Here is a 15,914-nt window from a genome sequence, read left to right on the forward strand (position 1 = left end):
CTGCGGATTTCTGGTCAATCCCCTGGTCGGCGACTACCGTTGGCCCCCATGGGAGCACAGCGTGCCGCAGCGTCGAAGCAGGCCGCCGACCGCCCGGACGGATTCGGCGTGGCTGTGATTCGTGAGGACGGTAAGTGGCGATGCGCCGCGATGCGCTCAGCGGCGCTGACCAGTCTGTCCGCCGCCGAGACCGAGCTTCGCGAAATACGCAGTGCGGGAGCGGTCTTCGGGCTGCTCGACGTTGACGACGAGTTTTTCGTGATTCTGCGACCTGCCCCGGCCGGGACGCGGATGTTGCTTTCGGATGCCACCGCGGCGCTGGACTACGACATCGCCGCGGAAGTGCTGGAGAAGCTGGACAACGACATCAGCGAGGACGATCTGGATCCCGACGAGCCGTTCGAGGAGGGCGATCTCGGCCTGCTCTCGGACATCGGCCTGCCAGATGCGGTGCTGGCCGTCATCCTCGACGAGTCGGATTTGTACGCCGACGAGCAGATCGGGCGGATCGCGCGCGAGATGGGGTTCGCCGACGAACTGTCGGCGGTGCTCGACCGTCTCGGCCGGTGAGCCGGTTATTGCACTGGTGACCGACGAGGACCTGGTCCGGGCCGCGATGGACGCGGCGGCGGGTGCCGGACCGCGGGACGTCCCGATCGGCGCGGTCGTGTGGGCCGCCGACGGCACCGAGCTGGCGCGGGCGGCCAACGCCCGTGAGGAGACGGGTGATCCGACGGCGCACGCCGAGATCCTGGCCATGCGGGCGGCCGCGGAGGTGCTCGGCGACGGCTGGCGACTGGAGGGCACGACGCTGGCGGTGACGGTCGAACCCTGCACGATGTGCGCCGGGGCGCTGGTGATGGCGCGGGTCGCACGGCTGGTGTTCGGGGCGTGGGAACCCAAGACCGGGGCGGTCGGCTCGCTGTGGGACGTGGTGCGCGACCGGCGTCTGACGCACCGCCCGGATGTGCGCGGGGGAGTGCTGGCTGCCGAGTGTGCGGCGCCGCTGGAGGCGTTCTTCGCCAGCCAGCGGTGAGGTTTTAGTTGGAGGCGTACTTCGGGCAGAAGTACAGCGGAGCGCCGGCCATGATGTAGTTCGACAGGCCTTGATCCTTGGTGATGACGTCCAGGCGAGCGACGATGGTATCCAGATCAAGACCCTGGTCGTATTGGGCGCACACGTTCTTGGCGAGGGTGGTCAAGGTGGCGCAGTCGCCCGGATATCCCGCTCTGGCCAGGCTCGTGCAGTACTCGGAATCGGGGGCGGCGACGGCGCTCGGCGCGTGAACGAGCGACGCGATTGCCCCGGAGATCGCCAGGGCTGCGAGCACAGTGATCTTCATTGCCCACCTTTCTAGCGGCTGGCTACCCGGTTAGGTGGCTGGCCACGCGTGACCGACATGCGTCGATTCGGTCTCGAAAGCTCTTTGACTCTCGGCTATGGGGACATGACCGAGCTAGCGGCGTCATCAAATGATGACGCCGCCGGCCGTGATTATGTGACGGTTTGGGCGCTCGGCACCCTCGTCGGTAAGCTGCCACACGGTGGCGTGTCCGAGCGGCCTAAGGAGCACGCCTCGAAAGCGTGTGTGGGGTAACCCCCCACCGAGGGTTCAAATCCCTCCGCCACCGCCATAACTTCCCGACGCAGGTGTTCACCGGCCTCGGTCTGTGTGAGACCCGTCGATAGCTTTGCCGAAATGTGGTCGCTGGCACATGACCGGACACGGGTTCCCGATCGATTTCTGCCAACCAAGCATCAATTTCTGCCACCGGAATTATTCCGCTGACCTGCGCTGTTCCTTCAACTATGCCGGTTCGAAACAACACAGAACCGGCAGAAGCGGAAACACAGAAGAAGGTATCGAAATGAAGAAGTTCGGATTCGCTGCCATCGTTGCCAGCGGTCTCGCCGCGGCGGTTTTGGGATTGGCCGGTCCGGCGCAAGCCGACCTGGGCCACCACGGTTGGGTGCTCGACAACCACCAGAGTGCCACCACCGACACGACCCCGAGGTTCGGCAACGGTCGCTGACACAGCAGCTCGACCAGGAAGGGGCACCCAGTTCGGGTGCCCCTTTCTTGTCGCCCAAAGTCGCGGGCGGGCCGGGCAATTCGCGTCCGAATAGGGACAGTGCATACTGGCCAGTGATGTGGTCCAGCAGCGGGCTCAAAGATTCGACCATCTTGGGGGCTTGACTGTTGCCTTTTGCCGAAGACTTTGTGCCGGTCGGTACGCCCGTCGATCTCGACAACTGCGCGCGCGAGCCGATCCACATTCCCGGCAGTGTCCAACCCCGCGGTGTGCTGGCCGTGGTGCGGGAGTCCGACTTCGAGGTACGGCAGGTCAGCGCCAACGTCGCGGACCTTCTCGCACGCCCCGCGGAAAGCGTTCTGGGGCAGCACCTGTCATCGCTGATCGGTTTCGACGAGGCGACCCGCGTCGAACAGGCGACGTCGGCGCCCGGTGATCTACGCCAACGCAACCCGCTCGAATGCGTCATCGACGTGGCAGGTGAGCCTCTTGCGTTCGACGTCATCCTGCATCGCGAGCCGGGCGGCGTGCTGCTTGTCGAGGTCGAAATCGCCTACGGCGAACGGCCGTTCTCCTTCCCGAACACCTATCTGGCCGTGCGCAGTTCGATCGACGAACTAAACCGCGCCGCCACCCTGACCGAGCTCTACGACGCCACCGCGCGCTCGGTCCGCGAGCTCACCGGCTTCGACCGCGTGATGGTGTACCGCTACGACGAGCAGTACAACGGCGAGGTCGTCGCCGAGGCCAAGCGTGACGAGCTCAACCCGTTCCTGGGTCTGCACTACCCGGCGTCCGACATCCCGGCGCAGGCTCGCGCGTTGTACGAGAAGAACTGGCTGCGGCTCATCGACGACGTCGGCTACACGCCGTCGCCGCTGCTGCCCGCGGTCGACCCGGATCGGGGCGAGCCGACCGACCTGACACACGCGACGCTGCGCAGCGTTTCGCCGATCCACATCGAGTACCTGCAGAACATGGGTGTGCAGGCCTCGATGTCGATCTCGCTGCTGCGGCACGGCCGGCTGTGGGGACTGATCGCGTGCCATCACTACGCCGGTCCGCATCTCCCGCCGTTCGGGACCAGGGCGGCCGCCGAATTCCTCGGCTCGACCCTGTCGCTGCGACTCGTCGACCAGTTCGAGGACGAACAACTGCACAAGCGGCTGGCCGCGCAGGCCGTCCTGAGCAAGCTCACCGCCGCCACGCTGGACGACAGTGAATCGCTGACCGCGGTGCTGCTCGGCGCTCCCGACCTTCTCGACCTCGTGCCCGCCGACGGCGCCGTGGTCAACATCGGCGGCGAGTACCAGGCACTGGGGTCGGTGCCGCCGCAGGACGCGGTGGCCGCCGTCGCGGCATGGGCGCGTGACGCGGGCGACGAGATCGCCAGCAGCGAGTCGCTGTCCCGGGAGTTGCCGGACCTCGACCTCGATCCGCAGCTGACCTCCGGTGCGCTGGCGATCAACCTGCCAGACGGGCAGTATGCGATCTGGTTTCGAAGCGAGGTGCTGCGTTCCGTCGACTGGGGCGGCGACCCGCACAACAAGGCGATCGCGACCAGCGAAGGCGACCAGGTTCGGCTGAGTCCACGCAAGTCCTTCGATCGGTGGCGCGAGATCGTGCATCGCTGCTCCGAGCCGTGGGTGACGACCGAGGTCGAATCCGCCGAGTCGCTGCGGCGACACCTCGTCGAATCGCTGTACCGCCGCACCCGGGGTGCGCTTCGCGTCGCGGAGACCCTGCAGCGCAGCCTGTTGCCGACGTCGATACCCACCGTCGACGGCTGGCAGCTGTCTGCGCACTATGAACCCGCCGTCGGGGGGCGCGTCGGCGGCGACTGGTACGACGCGTTCGAGACTCGCGACGGTCGGTTGATCGTGTTGATCGGGGACGTCGCGGGTCATGGCATGGCCGCCGCCGGAACGATGGCGCAGGTGCGAAATGCGTTGCGCGCGTATCTGTTCACCGGTGACACCCCCGCCGAAGCGCTCGATCGGCTCAACGATTTCTGCCTGCACATGGTCTCGCGCGCGTTCGTCACCGTGATCATCGCGCGCGTCGATCTGGGGTCGGGGTCGGTTGAAGCGGCGTGCGCCGGCCACCTGATCCCGTACATCACCCGACCAGGACAGGTGGCTGTCCCCGCGCCCGTCCGGTTGTCGCCGCCGATCGGAGCGATCGGTACGACGTATGACGCGAGCACCTTCGCGATCGCACCCGGCCAGGGTTTGGTGATGTTCTCCGACGGCCTCGTGGAACGGCGCGATGAGCCGATCGACGACGGCATCGAGCGGTTGGCCGAAACACTCGGTGGCGCAGCCGATTCGACGGCGACCTGGATCTCGACGGCGATGGCGTCGAGCGAAACCGACGACGACGTCACCATCGTGACCCTCCGCCGTCTCTAGGCCGTCGGCCCGCGCGGTGTTCGGTCCGATCGTGGCGCATCGGGTGATTCAATGGGGTACCGGCACGGTCGGCGGCGAGATCGTCACCGCCATTCTCGACCACGACTACGATCTCGAGCTCGTCGGCGCACTCGTGTACTCCGAGACCAAGAACGGCGTCGACATCGGCACGCTCGTCGACCGTGAGCCGATCGGCGTCACCGCGACCACCGACGTCGGCCAGATCCTGGACCTTGACGCCGACTGCGTCATCTACACGCCCCGCACCGCGGCGTTCGACGACGTATGCCGACTGCTGGAGAGCGGCAAAAACGTTGTCACGACTGCCTTTCTGTTCCATCCCGCACGGATCGAGCCTGGGGACCGCGACCGCGTCCTCGCCGCCTGCGAGAAGGGCGCCAGCTCCGTACACGGCAGCGGTATCAACCCCGGCAACCTCTCCGGTGTACTCCGTGGAGGCCATCCCCGCCGAACAGGATCACCAGATCTTCGACCATCTACTGGCCGCGGGCACGACGGCCGGGCAGCGCTGGAACTGGGTGGGGCGCCGAAACGGAGAAGCACTCATCGAGATCGAAACGCTGTGGACGGTGGGCGGCGAGTACCCCGGCCACTGGCCCAAGCCCGCGCACGGTTGGACGCTCACCATCGAAGGCGATCCGTCGATGCGCACCCACTCCATGTCGCTGGCCAGCTTCACCCGCGACGCCACCATAGAAGAACACGTGCGCTCGGCCAGTGTCGCGACGGGAATGCAGATCCTCAATGCGGTGCCCGCCGTGTGCGAGGCGCCACCCGGATTCGCGTCGACGCTGCCGTTAATTCGTAGTCATACGGGTTCGGGCGACTGCACAGGGGTTAACGGCTATTGTCGGAGGGTCACTAAAAAAGAGGTCAGAGCGGCCACGGTGACAAGCGCGAGAAAACGTGGTTGCGATTGTCTTCGGTATATAACCCTGTGGTGAGTGCGTCCGACTATCCGGCCGCCGATGAGCGGCCGTTCTCGGTGCTGCTCGTCGAAGACGACCGTGCCGATGCGGTGCTGGTCGAGGAACTGATCGCCGACGCGGACCCCGATATGCAGGTGGTATGGGCGCCGTCGATGGGGGCTGCGCGTCGTCACCTGGAGGTATCCCGTCCGGACTGCATGCTGCTGGACCTCAACCTCCCCGACGCGGACGGCATCAAGGCGCTGGACCAGGTCGCCCGACACGACGTGACGATGCCGGTCGTCGTGCTGACCGGTCTCCACGACGAGCACTTCGGCGTGTCAGCCCTCGCGGCGGGAGCGCAGGATTACCTGGTCAAGGGCCGTGTCGAGCCCGAGACGCTGCGCCGCGCGCTGCTGTACGCGGTCGAGCGCAAACGCGCCGAGCTGACCGCCGTGGAACTGCATGCCAGCGAACTGCGCGCCAAGGAGAACGCCCGCCTCGAACGCGGTTTGCTGCCGTCGCCGCTGTTACTGGACAACCCCGGCGTCGACATCGTCGCGCAGTACCGGCCCAGCAGGCAGTTCGCCCTTCTGGGCGGCGACTTCTACGACTTCGTCCAGACGCCCGACCGCACCGTGCACGTCATGGTGGGTGACGTGGCAGGCCACGGCCCGAACGAGGCCGCGCTCGGGGTCGCCCTGCGCATCGGCTGGCGCGCGCTGACGTTCGCCGGTCTGCGCGGTAATGAGCGGATGCGTCAGCTGGAGCGGATCCTGAGCACCGAACGCCCCGGCACGAGCATCTTCGCGACGGTGCAGTCCGTGGCACTCTCCCCCGACGATCTGAGCTTCAACGTGGTGTCCGCAGGGCATCCGGGCATGCTGCTGCACGGACCCGATTCGGTGGAGTGGTTGGAGCCCGAGGTGGGGCCGGCGCTGGGGCTCAACGGGTACGAATGGCCGCTGAACATCATGGAGCTTCCACGGGGCTACGGCCTGGTGCTGTTGACCGACGGACTGATCGAAGGACGCTCAGGGCACGGCACCGAGCGGCTGATGGAGGCGGGTCTGCTCGAGGTGGCGCGATCCTACGCGCACGTTCCCGGCGCGCAGTTCGTCGATGCGTTGATCAACGACGTCGAGCGCCGCGCGCAGTCCGTCGGCGGCATCAGCGACGACATCGCGGTGGTGCGGGTCGAGCGGACGTCGACCGGATGAAATGGCAACCGACCGTTCAGGGTTGGCAGAACCTGGTCCTGGCGGCCATGGGTGTCGTCGTGCTCGCCGGATCCATCGCCGGTGGGGTGCTGTTGAACCGCAACGACGACGTGTCCAACGAGATCACCGCGGAGATCGGGCCGATGCGGATCGCGGCGTACCAATTGCAGGCAGCGCTGCGCGATCAGGAGACTGCGATCCGCGGGTACGCGATCACCGCCGACCCGCGGTTTCTGGAGCCGTATGTCAACGGCCAGAAGGCCGAAGCTGATGCGGCGCAGGTGATCCGGGATCATGCCGGTGAGCGCGCGAAGCTGCTGGCCGATCTGGAGGACATCGAGCGCATCTCCGCGACGTGGCGCAGCGAGTACGCCGAGCCGCTGATCACCGAGATCAAACCGACCGCGCCCGAGGTCGGCGACACCGGCACTGCCACGCGGGGCAAGGCCCTGTTCGATACCCTCCGGCAGAACTTCGACTCGCAGCTGCTGCACCTGCAGCAGGAACGTGATGACGCGGTCAATGAGCTTGCGACACTGCAGAATTGGCGCAACGCCGTCTTCACCGCGATCGTCGTCGCATTGATCGTCGCCGCGGTGCTGTCGGCGGTGGTGATCCGAACCGCGGTCACCCGTCCGCTCACCGCGTTGGCCGCATCGTGCCGAAAGATCACCCAGGGCGACTTCAGCGAAAAGATCGTGCCCCAGGGCCCCAAGGACATCCGGGCCATCGCGGCGGACGTCGAGGACATGCGCCAGCGGATCATCGACGAACTCGAAGCCACGCAGAAGGCGCGAACACAACTGGCCGAGCAGGCTCTCGAGTTGCAGCGGTCCAACGCCGAGCTCGAGCAGTTCGCCTACGTCGCCAGCCATGATCTCCAGGAGCCGCTGCGCAAGGTCGCCTCCTTCTGTCAGCTCATCGAGAAGCGCTACGGCGACAAGCTCGACGAACGCGGCACCGAGTACATCGCGTTCGCCGTCGACGGCGCCAAGCGCATGCAGACTCTGATCAACGACCTGCTCACGTTCTCCCGCGTCGGCAGGCTCAACCCGACGCGCGCCGAGGTCGACCTCGGCGCGACGCTGGACGAAGCGATCGAAAACCTCGACACCGCGATCGCCGAATCGGGTGCCGAGATCGTTCGCGAAGGGCAGCCGCTGCCGCGAATCACGGGAGACCCCACGCTGTTGACGATGGTGTGGCAGAACCTCATCGGCAATGCGGTGAAGTTCAAACGCGACGGGGTCGCCCCACGCATCGTCGTCACTTGCGAACGCGACGAGGACGAGGCCGATGCGCCGTGGACGCTCACCGTGACCGACAATGGCATCGGCATTCCCGAGGAGTTCTCCGACAAGGTGTTCGTGATCTTCCAGCGCCTGCACGGCCGCGATGTCTACACCGGCACCGGAATCGGCCTTGCGCTGTGTAAGAAGATCACCGAAAACCACGGCGGCCGAATCTGGATTGACAACTCCTTCCAAGGGGGAACCAGAGTCCGATTCACGATTCCCGTTGCCGCCGGCGAACGCGTCGCGGCCGACCTGGAAGGAACACCTGCATGACGGCCGAGCCCGCCACCGTGCGCGCTATCGACGTACTGCTCGTCGAGGACGACCCCGGAGACGAGTTGATCACTCGGGAAGCGTTCGAGCACAACAAGATCAAGAACAATCTTCACGTCGCACGCGACGGCGAGGAAGGCCTGGACTTTCTGTACCGTCGCGGTGTCTACGAGAACGCCCCGCGGCCCGACCTGATCCTGCTGGACCTGAATCTGCCGAAGTACGACGGCCGCCAGCTGCTCGAGCAGATCAAATCCGATCCGGACCTCAGCCACATCCCAGTGGTGGTGCTGACGACGTCCTCGGCGGAGGAGGACATCCTGCGCAGCTACAAGCTGCACGCCAACGCGTATGTCACCAAGCCGGTAGATCTCGATCAGTTCATGAACGCGGTGCGGCAGATCGACGAGTTCTTCGTTCAGGTGGTGCGGCTGCCGCAACTCTAAGGGGCTGCGAATCGCATTCGCACCGTGGTGCCCTTTGTCGAGGAATTGACGTCGACGCCCGTGCTCACCGCACGCATGATCGACAGCCCGCGGCCGCGGGTGCTCGGCTGGGTCGGGGGCGTCTGCCACACACCGTCATCGGCGATGTCGACGACGATCTGGCCCTTGTCGTGCACCGCGTCGATGCGGATTCGCCCGCCGATGATGTCGCGATACGCGTGCTCGATGCAGTTGGTGCACGCCTCATTGACCACCAGCACGATGTCGGCGATGCGCGAGCTGGACATCCCGATCGGCTTGAGCCAGCCGGTCAGTTTGCGTCGGATTTCGGCGAGCCGCTCGGCTGCCGCGGGGACCTCGATGCGAAGCGACTCGACCGGTCGCGAACACGCATCGATTGCCACGCCCGTCGTTGTACCCCGAAAGGGCAGATATCTCACGCAAGAAATCGGCGCGTTATGAGTGTGTGACTTACCGGTAGAAGGTCCAGCTGTAATCGGCGGACCACGCGCCGCCCACGCAGGCGAGCGGAACACCGTCCGGCGACTGGGCCACGCCCTTCTCCTCACCGCAGGGCAACCGCAGCGTACGAACTCCCACCAGCGGTGGAGCCGGGATCCAGACACTGCCCGAACTGCAGGCCAACGTATTGCCCGACGCGTCGACGCCCCAGTTGTAGCGGGTGTTCTGCACGCAGTGCTCACCGGCGACCGCGCTGCGTGTGAGATATGGCACGCAATCCGCGCCGTCACAGTAGCCGGGTGAAGCCGATGCGTTCGCCGCGATCACCATGGGCGCCGCCACGAACCCGCACGCCAGTGCCGCTGCCGCAAGGATCTTCATGAGCCATAGCGTAGGTTTTCCCGGCACCGCCCGCGTATGGTTTCGGTTCATGAAGATGGCCTTTACCACCGCGGCCGCCGCCCTGGCGACCGCTGCGACCGCGGTCGCGCTGGCGCCGACGGCCGAGGCGGACGTCGTCGCATACCTCGTGAACGTGCACGTGCGGCCCGGATACAACTTCCCCAACGCCGACGCCGCGATCGGGTACGGCAACACCATCTGCGACCGGGTGGCGGCCAAGATGAGCTACGCGCAACTGGTCGACCAGGTGAAGGCCGATTTCCACACGTCCGACTACTACCAGGGCGCCTACCTGATCAACCAGGCCGTCAACGAGCTGTGCCCGGCGCAGATCTGGCAGCTGCGTCAGTCCGCGGCCGGCTACACGCTGCCGCCTGCCTGAACCCTGTCATGACAACGGCGGCGCCCCCTTTCGGGACGCCGCCGCCGAAATGAGCCTGACTAGGGGCAGGTGACCTCGATTTCGAATGGCTTGTTGACCGGCTGCAGCGGGTTGGCCATGTCCACACCCGTCGCGGTGCCGCTGATCTTGTAGGTCTTGCCGTCCTTCTCGGCCTTGGCCTCGCCCTGTCCGGTGCCGCTCTGGTAGCCGAGCGTCACGCCGTTGACGTTGCCCAGGCCCACCGACTGCACCGTGGGCTCATCGCCCTCGCTCACGACCGCTGCGATACCCGTCGCGGCATCGCCGATCGCGATGTTCATGTTGCCCCCCATGGAGCTGCAGACGACCGTGCCCTGGACCGCCTGGTCCGCACCGTCGATCGTCACTGTGGTCTTGCCCTCGGCCGCGGCGGCAGAGGAGGTCTCCCCGGTGGTCTCAGACTTCTTTTCGCCAGATGAACACCCGGTCAGACCGGCGATGAGGATAGCCATGCCGCCCACGGCGACCACGAACCCACGCTTCACCACTGTTCTCCTTTGTGTTGTCGCGACCCGACAAGATCGGCGGATCGTCTTCAGCAGTATGGTGCGCGTCACCGGACGCGACACTGGATTAGACGAAAACGTGACCCGGGGCGGGCCGGATGGCTAACAGGAAACCTTGATTTCGAAAGTTCCCGAATTCCGGAAGCTGGGGCTGTCGGTGTCGAAGCCGTCGGCGATTCCGCTGATGTCGTAGGTGCGGCCGGACATCGAGACGTCGGCGCTGTCGCCGAGCCCGGCGTTGTAGCTGCCGGTGAACCCGCCGAGGTCGCGGATCGAGACGGACTCGGCGGTGAGCTCGTCTTTGTTGGACACCATCGCGGTGATGCCGCTGGCCTCGTCACCGGTGGTGATGATGGTCAGAGGCCCGGTCGTGTTGCACTGCACCGCGTCGGTGGTGCCTGCGTCGTGGCCGTTGACCTTGACCTGCGCGGTGCCTGCGACCAGCTGGCCGGGCGGCGGGGTGTAATCGGAAGGCGCCGACGAACAACCTGCCAGAGCCAGGGCGAGGGCGGCGGTGACCAGCAGCTGAGTTCTCACAGTGCAGAATCTACGACGTGGCCGCGCCGAATTCGTCTGCTCCGAAGGACTCGTCGGCACCTTTTTTCAGCATCGACGCGGAGCTGCCCGACCGGCCCGGGCGCGCGGGCGTCATCCGAACCGCGCGTGGGGACATCCACACGCCGGCGTTCATTCCCGTCGGCACGCAGGCGACCGTCAAGGCGGTGCTGCCGGAGATCATGAAAAGTCTTGGTGCGCAGGCCATCCTGGCCAACGCCTATCACCTGTACCTGCAGCCGGGGCCCGACATCGTCGATGAGGCGGGCGGCCTCGGCGCCTTCATGAACTGGCCGGGACCCACCTTCACCGACAGCGGCGGCTTCCAGGTGCTCTCGCTGGGCGCCGGTTTTCGCAAGGTGCTGGCGATGGACACCAAGCGCGTCCAGGCCGACGACATCATCGCCGAGGGCAAGGAGCGACTCGCCAACGTCGATGACGACGGGGTGACGTTCCGGTCGCATCTGGACGGCTCGACGCACCGGTTCACCCCCGAGAGCTCGATTCGCATCCAGCACCAGCTGGGCGCCGACATCATCTTCGCGTTCGACGAGCTCACGACGCTGGTGAACACCCGCGGCTACCAGGAGCAATCGGTGCAGCGCACCCACGACTGGGCGGTGCGCTGCGTGATCGAACACCGCCGGCTCACGGCTGCGGCTCCGGATCGGCCCAAGCAGGCCCTGTTCGGGGTGGTGCAGGGCGCGCAGTACGAGGACCTGCGCAGAGCGGCGGCGCGCGGGCTGACGAAGATCGTCGGCGAGGACGGCGTGGGGTTCGACGGCTACGGCATCGGCGGGGCACTGGAGAAGCAGAACCTGGCGACCATCGTCGGCTGGGTCACCAGCGAGCTACCCGAGGACAAGCCACGGCATCTGCTCGGCATCAGCGAGCCCGACGACCTGTTCGACGCGATCGCCGCGGGCGCCGACACGTTCGACTGCGTGTCGCCGTCGCGGGTGGCGCGCAACGCCGCCGTGTACTCGGCGACGGGGCGGTTCAACATCACCAATGCGCGGTATCGGCGCGACTTCACGCCGATCGACGCCGACTGCGACTGCTACACCTGCGAGAACTACACCAGGGCTTACCTGCATCACCTGTTCAAGGCAAAGGAGATCCTGTCCGCGACGCTCTGCACGATCCACAACGAGCGATTCGTCATCCGGATGGTCGACAAGATTCGCGCGGCGATCAGGACGGGTGAATTCGACGAGCTGCGCGCAGAAGTGCTGGGCCGCTACTACTCGACGTGACCCAGCGCGCCGCGGGTGTAACGCCGTGGCGCGATCGCGGCCGAATTCTCGCCGTGCGGTTACAACCGGTGCTCAGCGCGACCCAGCTCGGCGATGACGGCTTCGGCGGCGCGTTCGCCAGCGTCGACCGCGCCTTCCATGTAGGCGCTCCAATAGGTCGCGGTATCCGTTGAGGCCCAATGGATTGCGCCGATCGGCGTGCTCAGCGCCGACCCGTAGGTGGTCCACACGTGTGGCCCGTGGTTCGCGTTGTAGCAGCCGCGGGTCCACTGCCGCTCCGACCATTCGCCGTCGATATAGAACTGGGGCTTGGCGGCGGCGCTGCCGTAGTGGCGGACGAGTTCGGCGGTGAGAGCTTCGCGACGCTCGCTCTCGGGCAGGCGACCGTAGGTGCGGGCCTGGTCGCCCTCGAGGAACAGCAGGATCACCCCGCGGTCGTCGCCCGGTATGCAGGTGTCGTTCGACATTCGGGCCGGGCCGACGTCGGAGATGAGCTGGCCGTTGAACCCGTCGTTGCGCCAGAACGGCTCGTCGTAGATGAAGAACGCCTTCATCGCCGACCCGTTGGGCAGCCGTTGGGTCAGCTGATCGCGGATCCCCGGCAGCGGCGGGTCGTACATGATGCGCCCGGCGAGCGTCGGCGAGATCGCGACGATGACCCGTCGACCGCGCGCGACCAGCCCGCCGCGGCAATGCACGGTGACGCTGTCCGCGCTGTGCTCGATCAGCTGGACGGGCACATTGAGCACGATGCGGTCGGAGATCAGGGCAGCCAGCCGCTTCGGGATCTCGCTGGTGCCGCCGACGAACCGCGTGGTCTGCGCGCCGCCCTCCGATTCGGCGAACAACTCCGACGTCACACCGCACGTGTTGATCGTGAACAGCAGGTGCAGGAAGGACACCTCGGCGGTGGGGACAGCGAGGATCCCGACGGTGCAGATCTCCAGCAGCGTGCGCGCGACCGGCGAAAGTCCCTGCGCGTCATACCAGGCGCCCGCGGTGATGGCGTCCCATTCCAGTGCCCGCGGCGCCGACCAGGGCGCCTCGACGGGGACCTCCTCGGCCAGCACGTCGAGCCTTCGCAGCACCAGCTCCAGTTCCTTGAGCTCCGACTCGAAGCGGGCGTGAAACTCGTTCTCCCGCAACACCCCCGAGTCGGCGAGTTCGTACGACGTCTCACCCTCGTCGTACTGCGGGTAGGTCTCGACCCCGAGTTCCGCGGCGAGGCGGAACATGCGCTCGTGGGTGTCGCCGATCCATTGCGCGCCGAGTTCAACCGGGATGCCCGGCACGACCTCCTCGGTGAGGATGCGTCCGCCGACCCGTTCGTCGGCTTCCAGGACCAGCGGGGTGAGGCCCGCCTCGAGCAGCTTTCGGGCCGCGATCATTCCGGAGAGTCCCGCTCCGACGACGATGACGTCGGCTTCCCTGGTCGATGGCTGCACCATCGGGCCACTTTCTCACAGATTCCCGCACGCTTTCGGGCGTTCAGAGCGGGTTGAGGATCCGCTCCAGGAACTGTCGGGTGCGCTCCTCCTTCGGATTGCCGATCACCTCGGACGGCGGGCCCTTCTCCAGGATGATGCCGTGGTCGGTGAACAGCACCTGATCGGAAACCTGCTTGGCGAACTGGATTTCGTGGGTGACGATCACCAGCGTCCAGCCCTCGACCGCCAGGTCTTTGATCACCGACAGCACCTCGCCGACCAGTTCGGGGTCCAGCGCCGACGTCGGCTCGTCGAACAGCACAACCTTCGGCTTCAGTGCCAGCGCCCGTGCGATGCCGACACGCTGCTGCTGCCCGCCGGACAGCTGGAACGGGTACTGGTCCTTCTTGGCGGCCAGTCCCACCTGATCGAGTAGCTCGATGGCCTCGGCCTCGACTTCTTCGCGCGGCCGCTTCTGCACGACGATCGGGCCCTCGGTGACGTTCTCCAGCACCGTCTTGTGCGGAAAGAGGTTGTGGGACTGGAATACGAAGCCGCTCTGCGCACGATACTTCCGCAGCTGATCCTTGGCGACCGGCTTGGAGAAGTCGATCTCGACATCACCGACGCGGATCACCCCTTCATCCGGCACGTCGAGCGCGTTGAGTGCACGCAGCAGCGTCGTCTTCCCCGAACCGGACGGCCCGATGATCGTCGTCGCAGTGCCCTGTGCCACCTCGAACGAGACGCCGTTGAGAACCTTGAAGTCTCCGAAGGCTTTCCGCACTCCTTCGGCTTTGACGCGATATTCGGTCATCTGGCCACGTACCTTTCCAGCCGGCGCTCGTATCTGTTCTGTGCGAACGAGAGCACCAGGCAGATGATCCAGTAGTACAGCGCCGCAGTGCCGTAGAGCGCGAAGAACTCGAAGGTCGGAGCCGCGACGTTCTGGGCGGTTCGAAACAGTTCGGTCACCAGAATGGTCGATGCCAGCGAGGTGTCCTTCACCAGCGAGATCAACGTGTTCGACAGTGGCGGCACCGCGACGCGGGTGGCCTGCGGCAGGATGATGCGCCGCAGCGCGCCAACGTAATCGAGGCCGATGGTTTCCGCTGCCTCCCACTGCCCCTTCGGGATCGACAGGATCGCCGACCGGATGATCTCCGCGGCGTAGCCGCCGACGTTGAGCGAGAACGCGATGATCGCGGCGAGGAACGGCGCGATCCGCACACCGATCTGCGGCAGCGCGTAGAACACGATGAACAACTGCACCAGCAGTGGGGTGCCGCGGATGATCGAGATGTAGAACCGCGCGATGCCCGAGATCACGAGGTTCGACGACAACCGTGCCAGCGCGACGACAAGCGCGATGACGAGACCGATCGCGAAGCTGATGATCGTCAGTGGAATCGTCTTCTCGATGGCGGCCCGCGCCAGCGGCCAGAGGTTGTCGAGGATCAGCTGCCAGGCGCTCGTCGGCCCTGCCTTCGACAGGTCCACGTCGAGGTACTTCTCCGAGATCCGGGTCAACGTCCCGTCGGCGCGCAATTCATCGAGCGCCTTGTTCAGTTCGGGCAACAACCCGCTGTCCTTGCGCGCCGCGAACGCCTGGTCGCTGCGCTCGTCGAGTCGGACGGCGACCTTGATCGGGGCGTCGGGGTGTTCGGCCTGATAGGCCAGCACCGAGATGCTGTCGTTGACGACGGCGTCCACCCGGCCGTCGTTGAGCACGGAGATCGCCTGGGAGAACCCGTCGACAGATTCGACCTGGGCGCCGGCGTTCCGTGCGACGGTCGCCCAGTTGCTGGTGGGGTTCTGCGCGGTTCGCTTGCCCTTCAGGTCCGCCAACGACGTGATGGAGTTGTCGTCCTTGCGGGTGACGATCACGCCCTGAGAGATCGAGTAGGGCTCGGAGAGGTCGTATTTCTGCTTGCGCTCCTCGGTGATCGTGACCTCGTTGGCGACGATGTCGAAGCGGTCGGCTTCCAGCGCCGCGAAGATGGCGTCCCACGGCGTCTCGACGAATTCCACTTCCACGCCGAGCTTTTCGGCGACGGCCTTGGCGACGTCGACGTCGTAGCCGGCCAGTTGGCCACCCTGGCTCGCGTCATGGAACGAGTACGGCGGGTAGACACCTTCGGTGCCCACGCGCAGCACGCCTGCCGATTTGATGGGGTTGCTGCTGGTGGTACCCGATGAGCCGCAGGCCGTCAGCGCCAGCGCCGCCAGCAGCAGGACTGCGAGTAACGATCTCGGTAGATGGTGCACCTGCGGACG

The 15,914-nt window shown here is 66.1% G+C and carries 17 protein-coding genes, 1 tRNA gene and 1 pseudogene; 11 read left to right on the forward strand and 8 right to left on the reverse strand.

Annotated elements, in window-relative coordinates:
- The first annotated feature begins 48 nt into the window (after positions 1 to 48).
- Together G6N43_RS04085 and G6N43_RS04090 are read left to right on the forward strand one after the other, a co-directional pair.
- Positions 49 to 570, forward strand: a complete 522-nt coding sequence (locus G6N43_RS04085; protein ID WP_083154926.1) for a tRNA adenosine deaminase-associated protein — start codon at positions 49 to 51, stop codon at positions 568 to 570.
- A gap of 13 nt (positions 571 to 583) precedes the next feature.
- Positions 584 to 1,036, forward strand: coding sequence for a nucleoside deaminase (locus tag G6N43_RS04090; protein WP_083155018.1), 453 nt, complete (start codon positions 584 to 586; stop codon positions 1,034 to 1,036).
- A gap of 4 nt (positions 1,037 to 1,040) precedes the next feature.
- Here the strand turns inward: G6N43_RS04090 and G6N43_RS04095 are convergent, their stop codons facing one another.
- Positions 1,041 to 1,343 carry a DUF732 domain-containing protein gene (locus G6N43_RS04095; RefSeq protein WP_083154924.1) on the reverse strand — a complete coding sequence of 101 codons (303 nt, stop codon included), beginning with the start codon at positions 1,341 to 1,343 and terminating at the stop codon, positions 1,041 to 1,043.
- A gap of 201 nt (positions 1,344 to 1,544) precedes the next feature.
- Between G6N43_RS04095 and G6N43_RS04100 the strand changes: the two genes are divergently transcribed.
- The 7 genes and pseudogenes from G6N43_RS04100 to G6N43_RS04130 all read left to right on the forward strand — a co-directional run bounded on the left by G6N43_RS04100 (position 1,545) and on the right by G6N43_RS04130 (position 8,608).
- Positions 1,545 to 1,635, forward strand: a tRNA-Ser gene (locus G6N43_RS04100).
- Positions 1,636 to 1,716: 81 nt separating this feature from the next.
- The gene (locus G6N43_RS04105; protein WP_083154922.1) at positions 1,717 to 2,034 is read left to right on the forward strand and encodes a hypothetical protein; all 318 of its coding nucleotides are present in this window, start codon (positions 1,717 to 1,719) and stop codon (positions 2,032 to 2,034) included.
- A 188-nt stretch (positions 2,035 to 2,222) separates the two neighbouring features.
- On the forward strand, positions 2,223 to 4,445 hold the full coding sequence (locus tag G6N43_RS04110) for a SpoIIE family protein phosphatase (protein ID WP_234810180.1): 2,223 nt from the start codon (positions 2,223 to 2,225) through the stop codon (positions 4,443 to 4,445).
- 79 nt (positions 4,446 to 4,524) lie between these two features.
- Positions 4,525 to 5,284 (forward strand): annotated as a pseudogene (locus G6N43_RS04115) (dihydrodipicolinate reductase); the annotation flags it as partial.
- Positions 5,285 to 5,406: 122 nt separating this feature from the next.
- Positions 5,407 to 6,594 carry a PP2C family protein-serine/threonine phosphatase gene (locus G6N43_RS04120; protein WP_234810179.1) on the forward strand — a complete coding sequence of 396 codons (1,188 nt, stop codon included), beginning with the start codon at positions 5,407 to 5,409 and terminating at the stop codon, positions 6,592 to 6,594.
- Positions 6,591 to 8,162, forward strand: coding sequence for a sensor histidine kinase (locus tag G6N43_RS04125; protein ID WP_083154917.1), 1,572 nt, complete (start codon positions 6,591 to 6,593; stop codon positions 8,160 to 8,162). Before G6N43_RS04120 ends, G6N43_RS04125 begins: the two co-directional genes overlap by 4 nt.
- Positions 8,159 to 8,608 (forward strand): response regulator, encoded by a 450-nt coding sequence (locus G6N43_RS04130; protein ID WP_083154915.1) that lies wholly within the window; start codon positions 8,159 to 8,161, stop codon positions 8,606 to 8,608. Before G6N43_RS04125 ends, G6N43_RS04130 begins: the two co-directional genes overlap by 4 nt.
- On the opposite strand, the gene G6N43_RS04135 is transcribed toward G6N43_RS04130, so the two are convergent.
- Positions 8,605 to 9,012, reverse strand: coding sequence for an ATP-binding protein (locus G6N43_RS04135; RefSeq protein WP_083154913.1), 408 nt, complete (start codon positions 9,010 to 9,012; stop codon positions 8,605 to 8,607). The two genes, G6N43_RS04130 and G6N43_RS04135, sit on opposite strands and share 4 nt — an antisense overlap.
- A 67-nt stretch (positions 9,013 to 9,079) precedes the next feature.
- The gene (locus tag G6N43_RS04140) at positions 9,080 to 9,451 is read right to left on the reverse strand and encodes a hypothetical protein (protein ID WP_083154911.1); all 372 of its coding nucleotides are present in this window, start codon (positions 9,449 to 9,451) and stop codon (positions 9,080 to 9,082) included.
- A gap of 49 nt (positions 9,452 to 9,500) precedes the next feature.
- On the opposite strand from G6N43_RS04140, the gene G6N43_RS04145 reads away from it, so the two are divergent.
- Entirely contained in the window at positions 9,501 to 9,854 is a 354-nt protein-coding gene (locus G6N43_RS04145; RefSeq protein WP_083154908.1) for a DUF732 domain-containing protein, read from the forward strand.
- Between the two features lie 59 nt (positions 9,855 to 9,913).
- Here G6N43_RS04145 and G6N43_RS04150 read toward each other — a convergent pair whose 3' ends face one another.
- On the reverse strand, positions 9,914 to 10,378 hold the full coding sequence (locus tag G6N43_RS04150) for a lipoprotein LpqH (RefSeq protein ID WP_083155014.1): 465 nt from the start codon (positions 10,376 to 10,378) through the stop codon (positions 9,914 to 9,916).
- Between the two features lie 123 nt (positions 10,379 to 10,501).
- The gene (locus G6N43_RS04155; RefSeq protein WP_083154906.1) at positions 10,502 to 10,936 is read right to left on the reverse strand and encodes a lipoprotein LpqH; all 435 of its coding nucleotides are present in this window, start codon (positions 10,934 to 10,936) and stop codon (positions 10,502 to 10,504) included.
- 17 nt (positions 10,937 to 10,953) lie between these two features.
- Between G6N43_RS04155 and tgt the strand changes: the two genes are divergently transcribed.
- Positions 10,954 to 12,210, forward strand: a complete 1,257-nt coding sequence (gene tgt, locus G6N43_RS04160; protein WP_083154905.1) for a tRNA guanosine(34) transglycosylase Tgt — start codon at positions 10,954 to 10,956, stop codon at positions 12,208 to 12,210.
- Between the two features lie 59 nt (positions 12,211 to 12,269).
- On the opposite strand, the gene G6N43_RS04165 is transcribed toward tgt, so the two are convergent.
- The 3 genes from G6N43_RS04165 to G6N43_RS04175 are packed head-to-tail and all read right to left on the reverse strand — an operon-like array spanning position 12,270 to position 15,905.
- Positions 12,270 to 13,658, reverse strand: coding sequence for a flavin monoamine oxidase family protein (locus G6N43_RS04165; protein ID WP_083154903.1), 1,389 nt, complete (start codon positions 13,656 to 13,658; stop codon positions 12,270 to 12,272).
- Positions 13,659 to 13,698: 40 nt separating this feature from the next.
- Positions 13,699 to 14,454 carry an amino acid ABC transporter ATP-binding protein gene (locus G6N43_RS04170; RefSeq protein WP_083154900.1) on the reverse strand — a complete coding sequence of 252 codons (756 nt, stop codon included), beginning with the start codon at positions 14,452 to 14,454 and terminating at the stop codon, positions 13,699 to 13,701.
- Complete coding sequence (locus G6N43_RS04175; protein ID WP_083154898.1) at positions 14,451 to 15,905, reverse strand: ABC transporter permease subunit; 1,455 nt, start codon at positions 15,903 to 15,905, stop codon at positions 14,451 to 14,453. The genes G6N43_RS04170 and G6N43_RS04175 overlap by 4 nt, the downstream gene beginning before the upstream one ends.
- Positions 15,906 to 15,914 lie beyond the last annotated feature (9 nt).

This window comes from Mycolicibacterium moriokaense, from assembly GCF_010726085.1.
Lineage (GTDB): Bacteria > Actinomycetota > Actinomycetes > Mycobacteriales > Mycobacteriaceae > Mycobacterium > Mycobacterium moriokaense.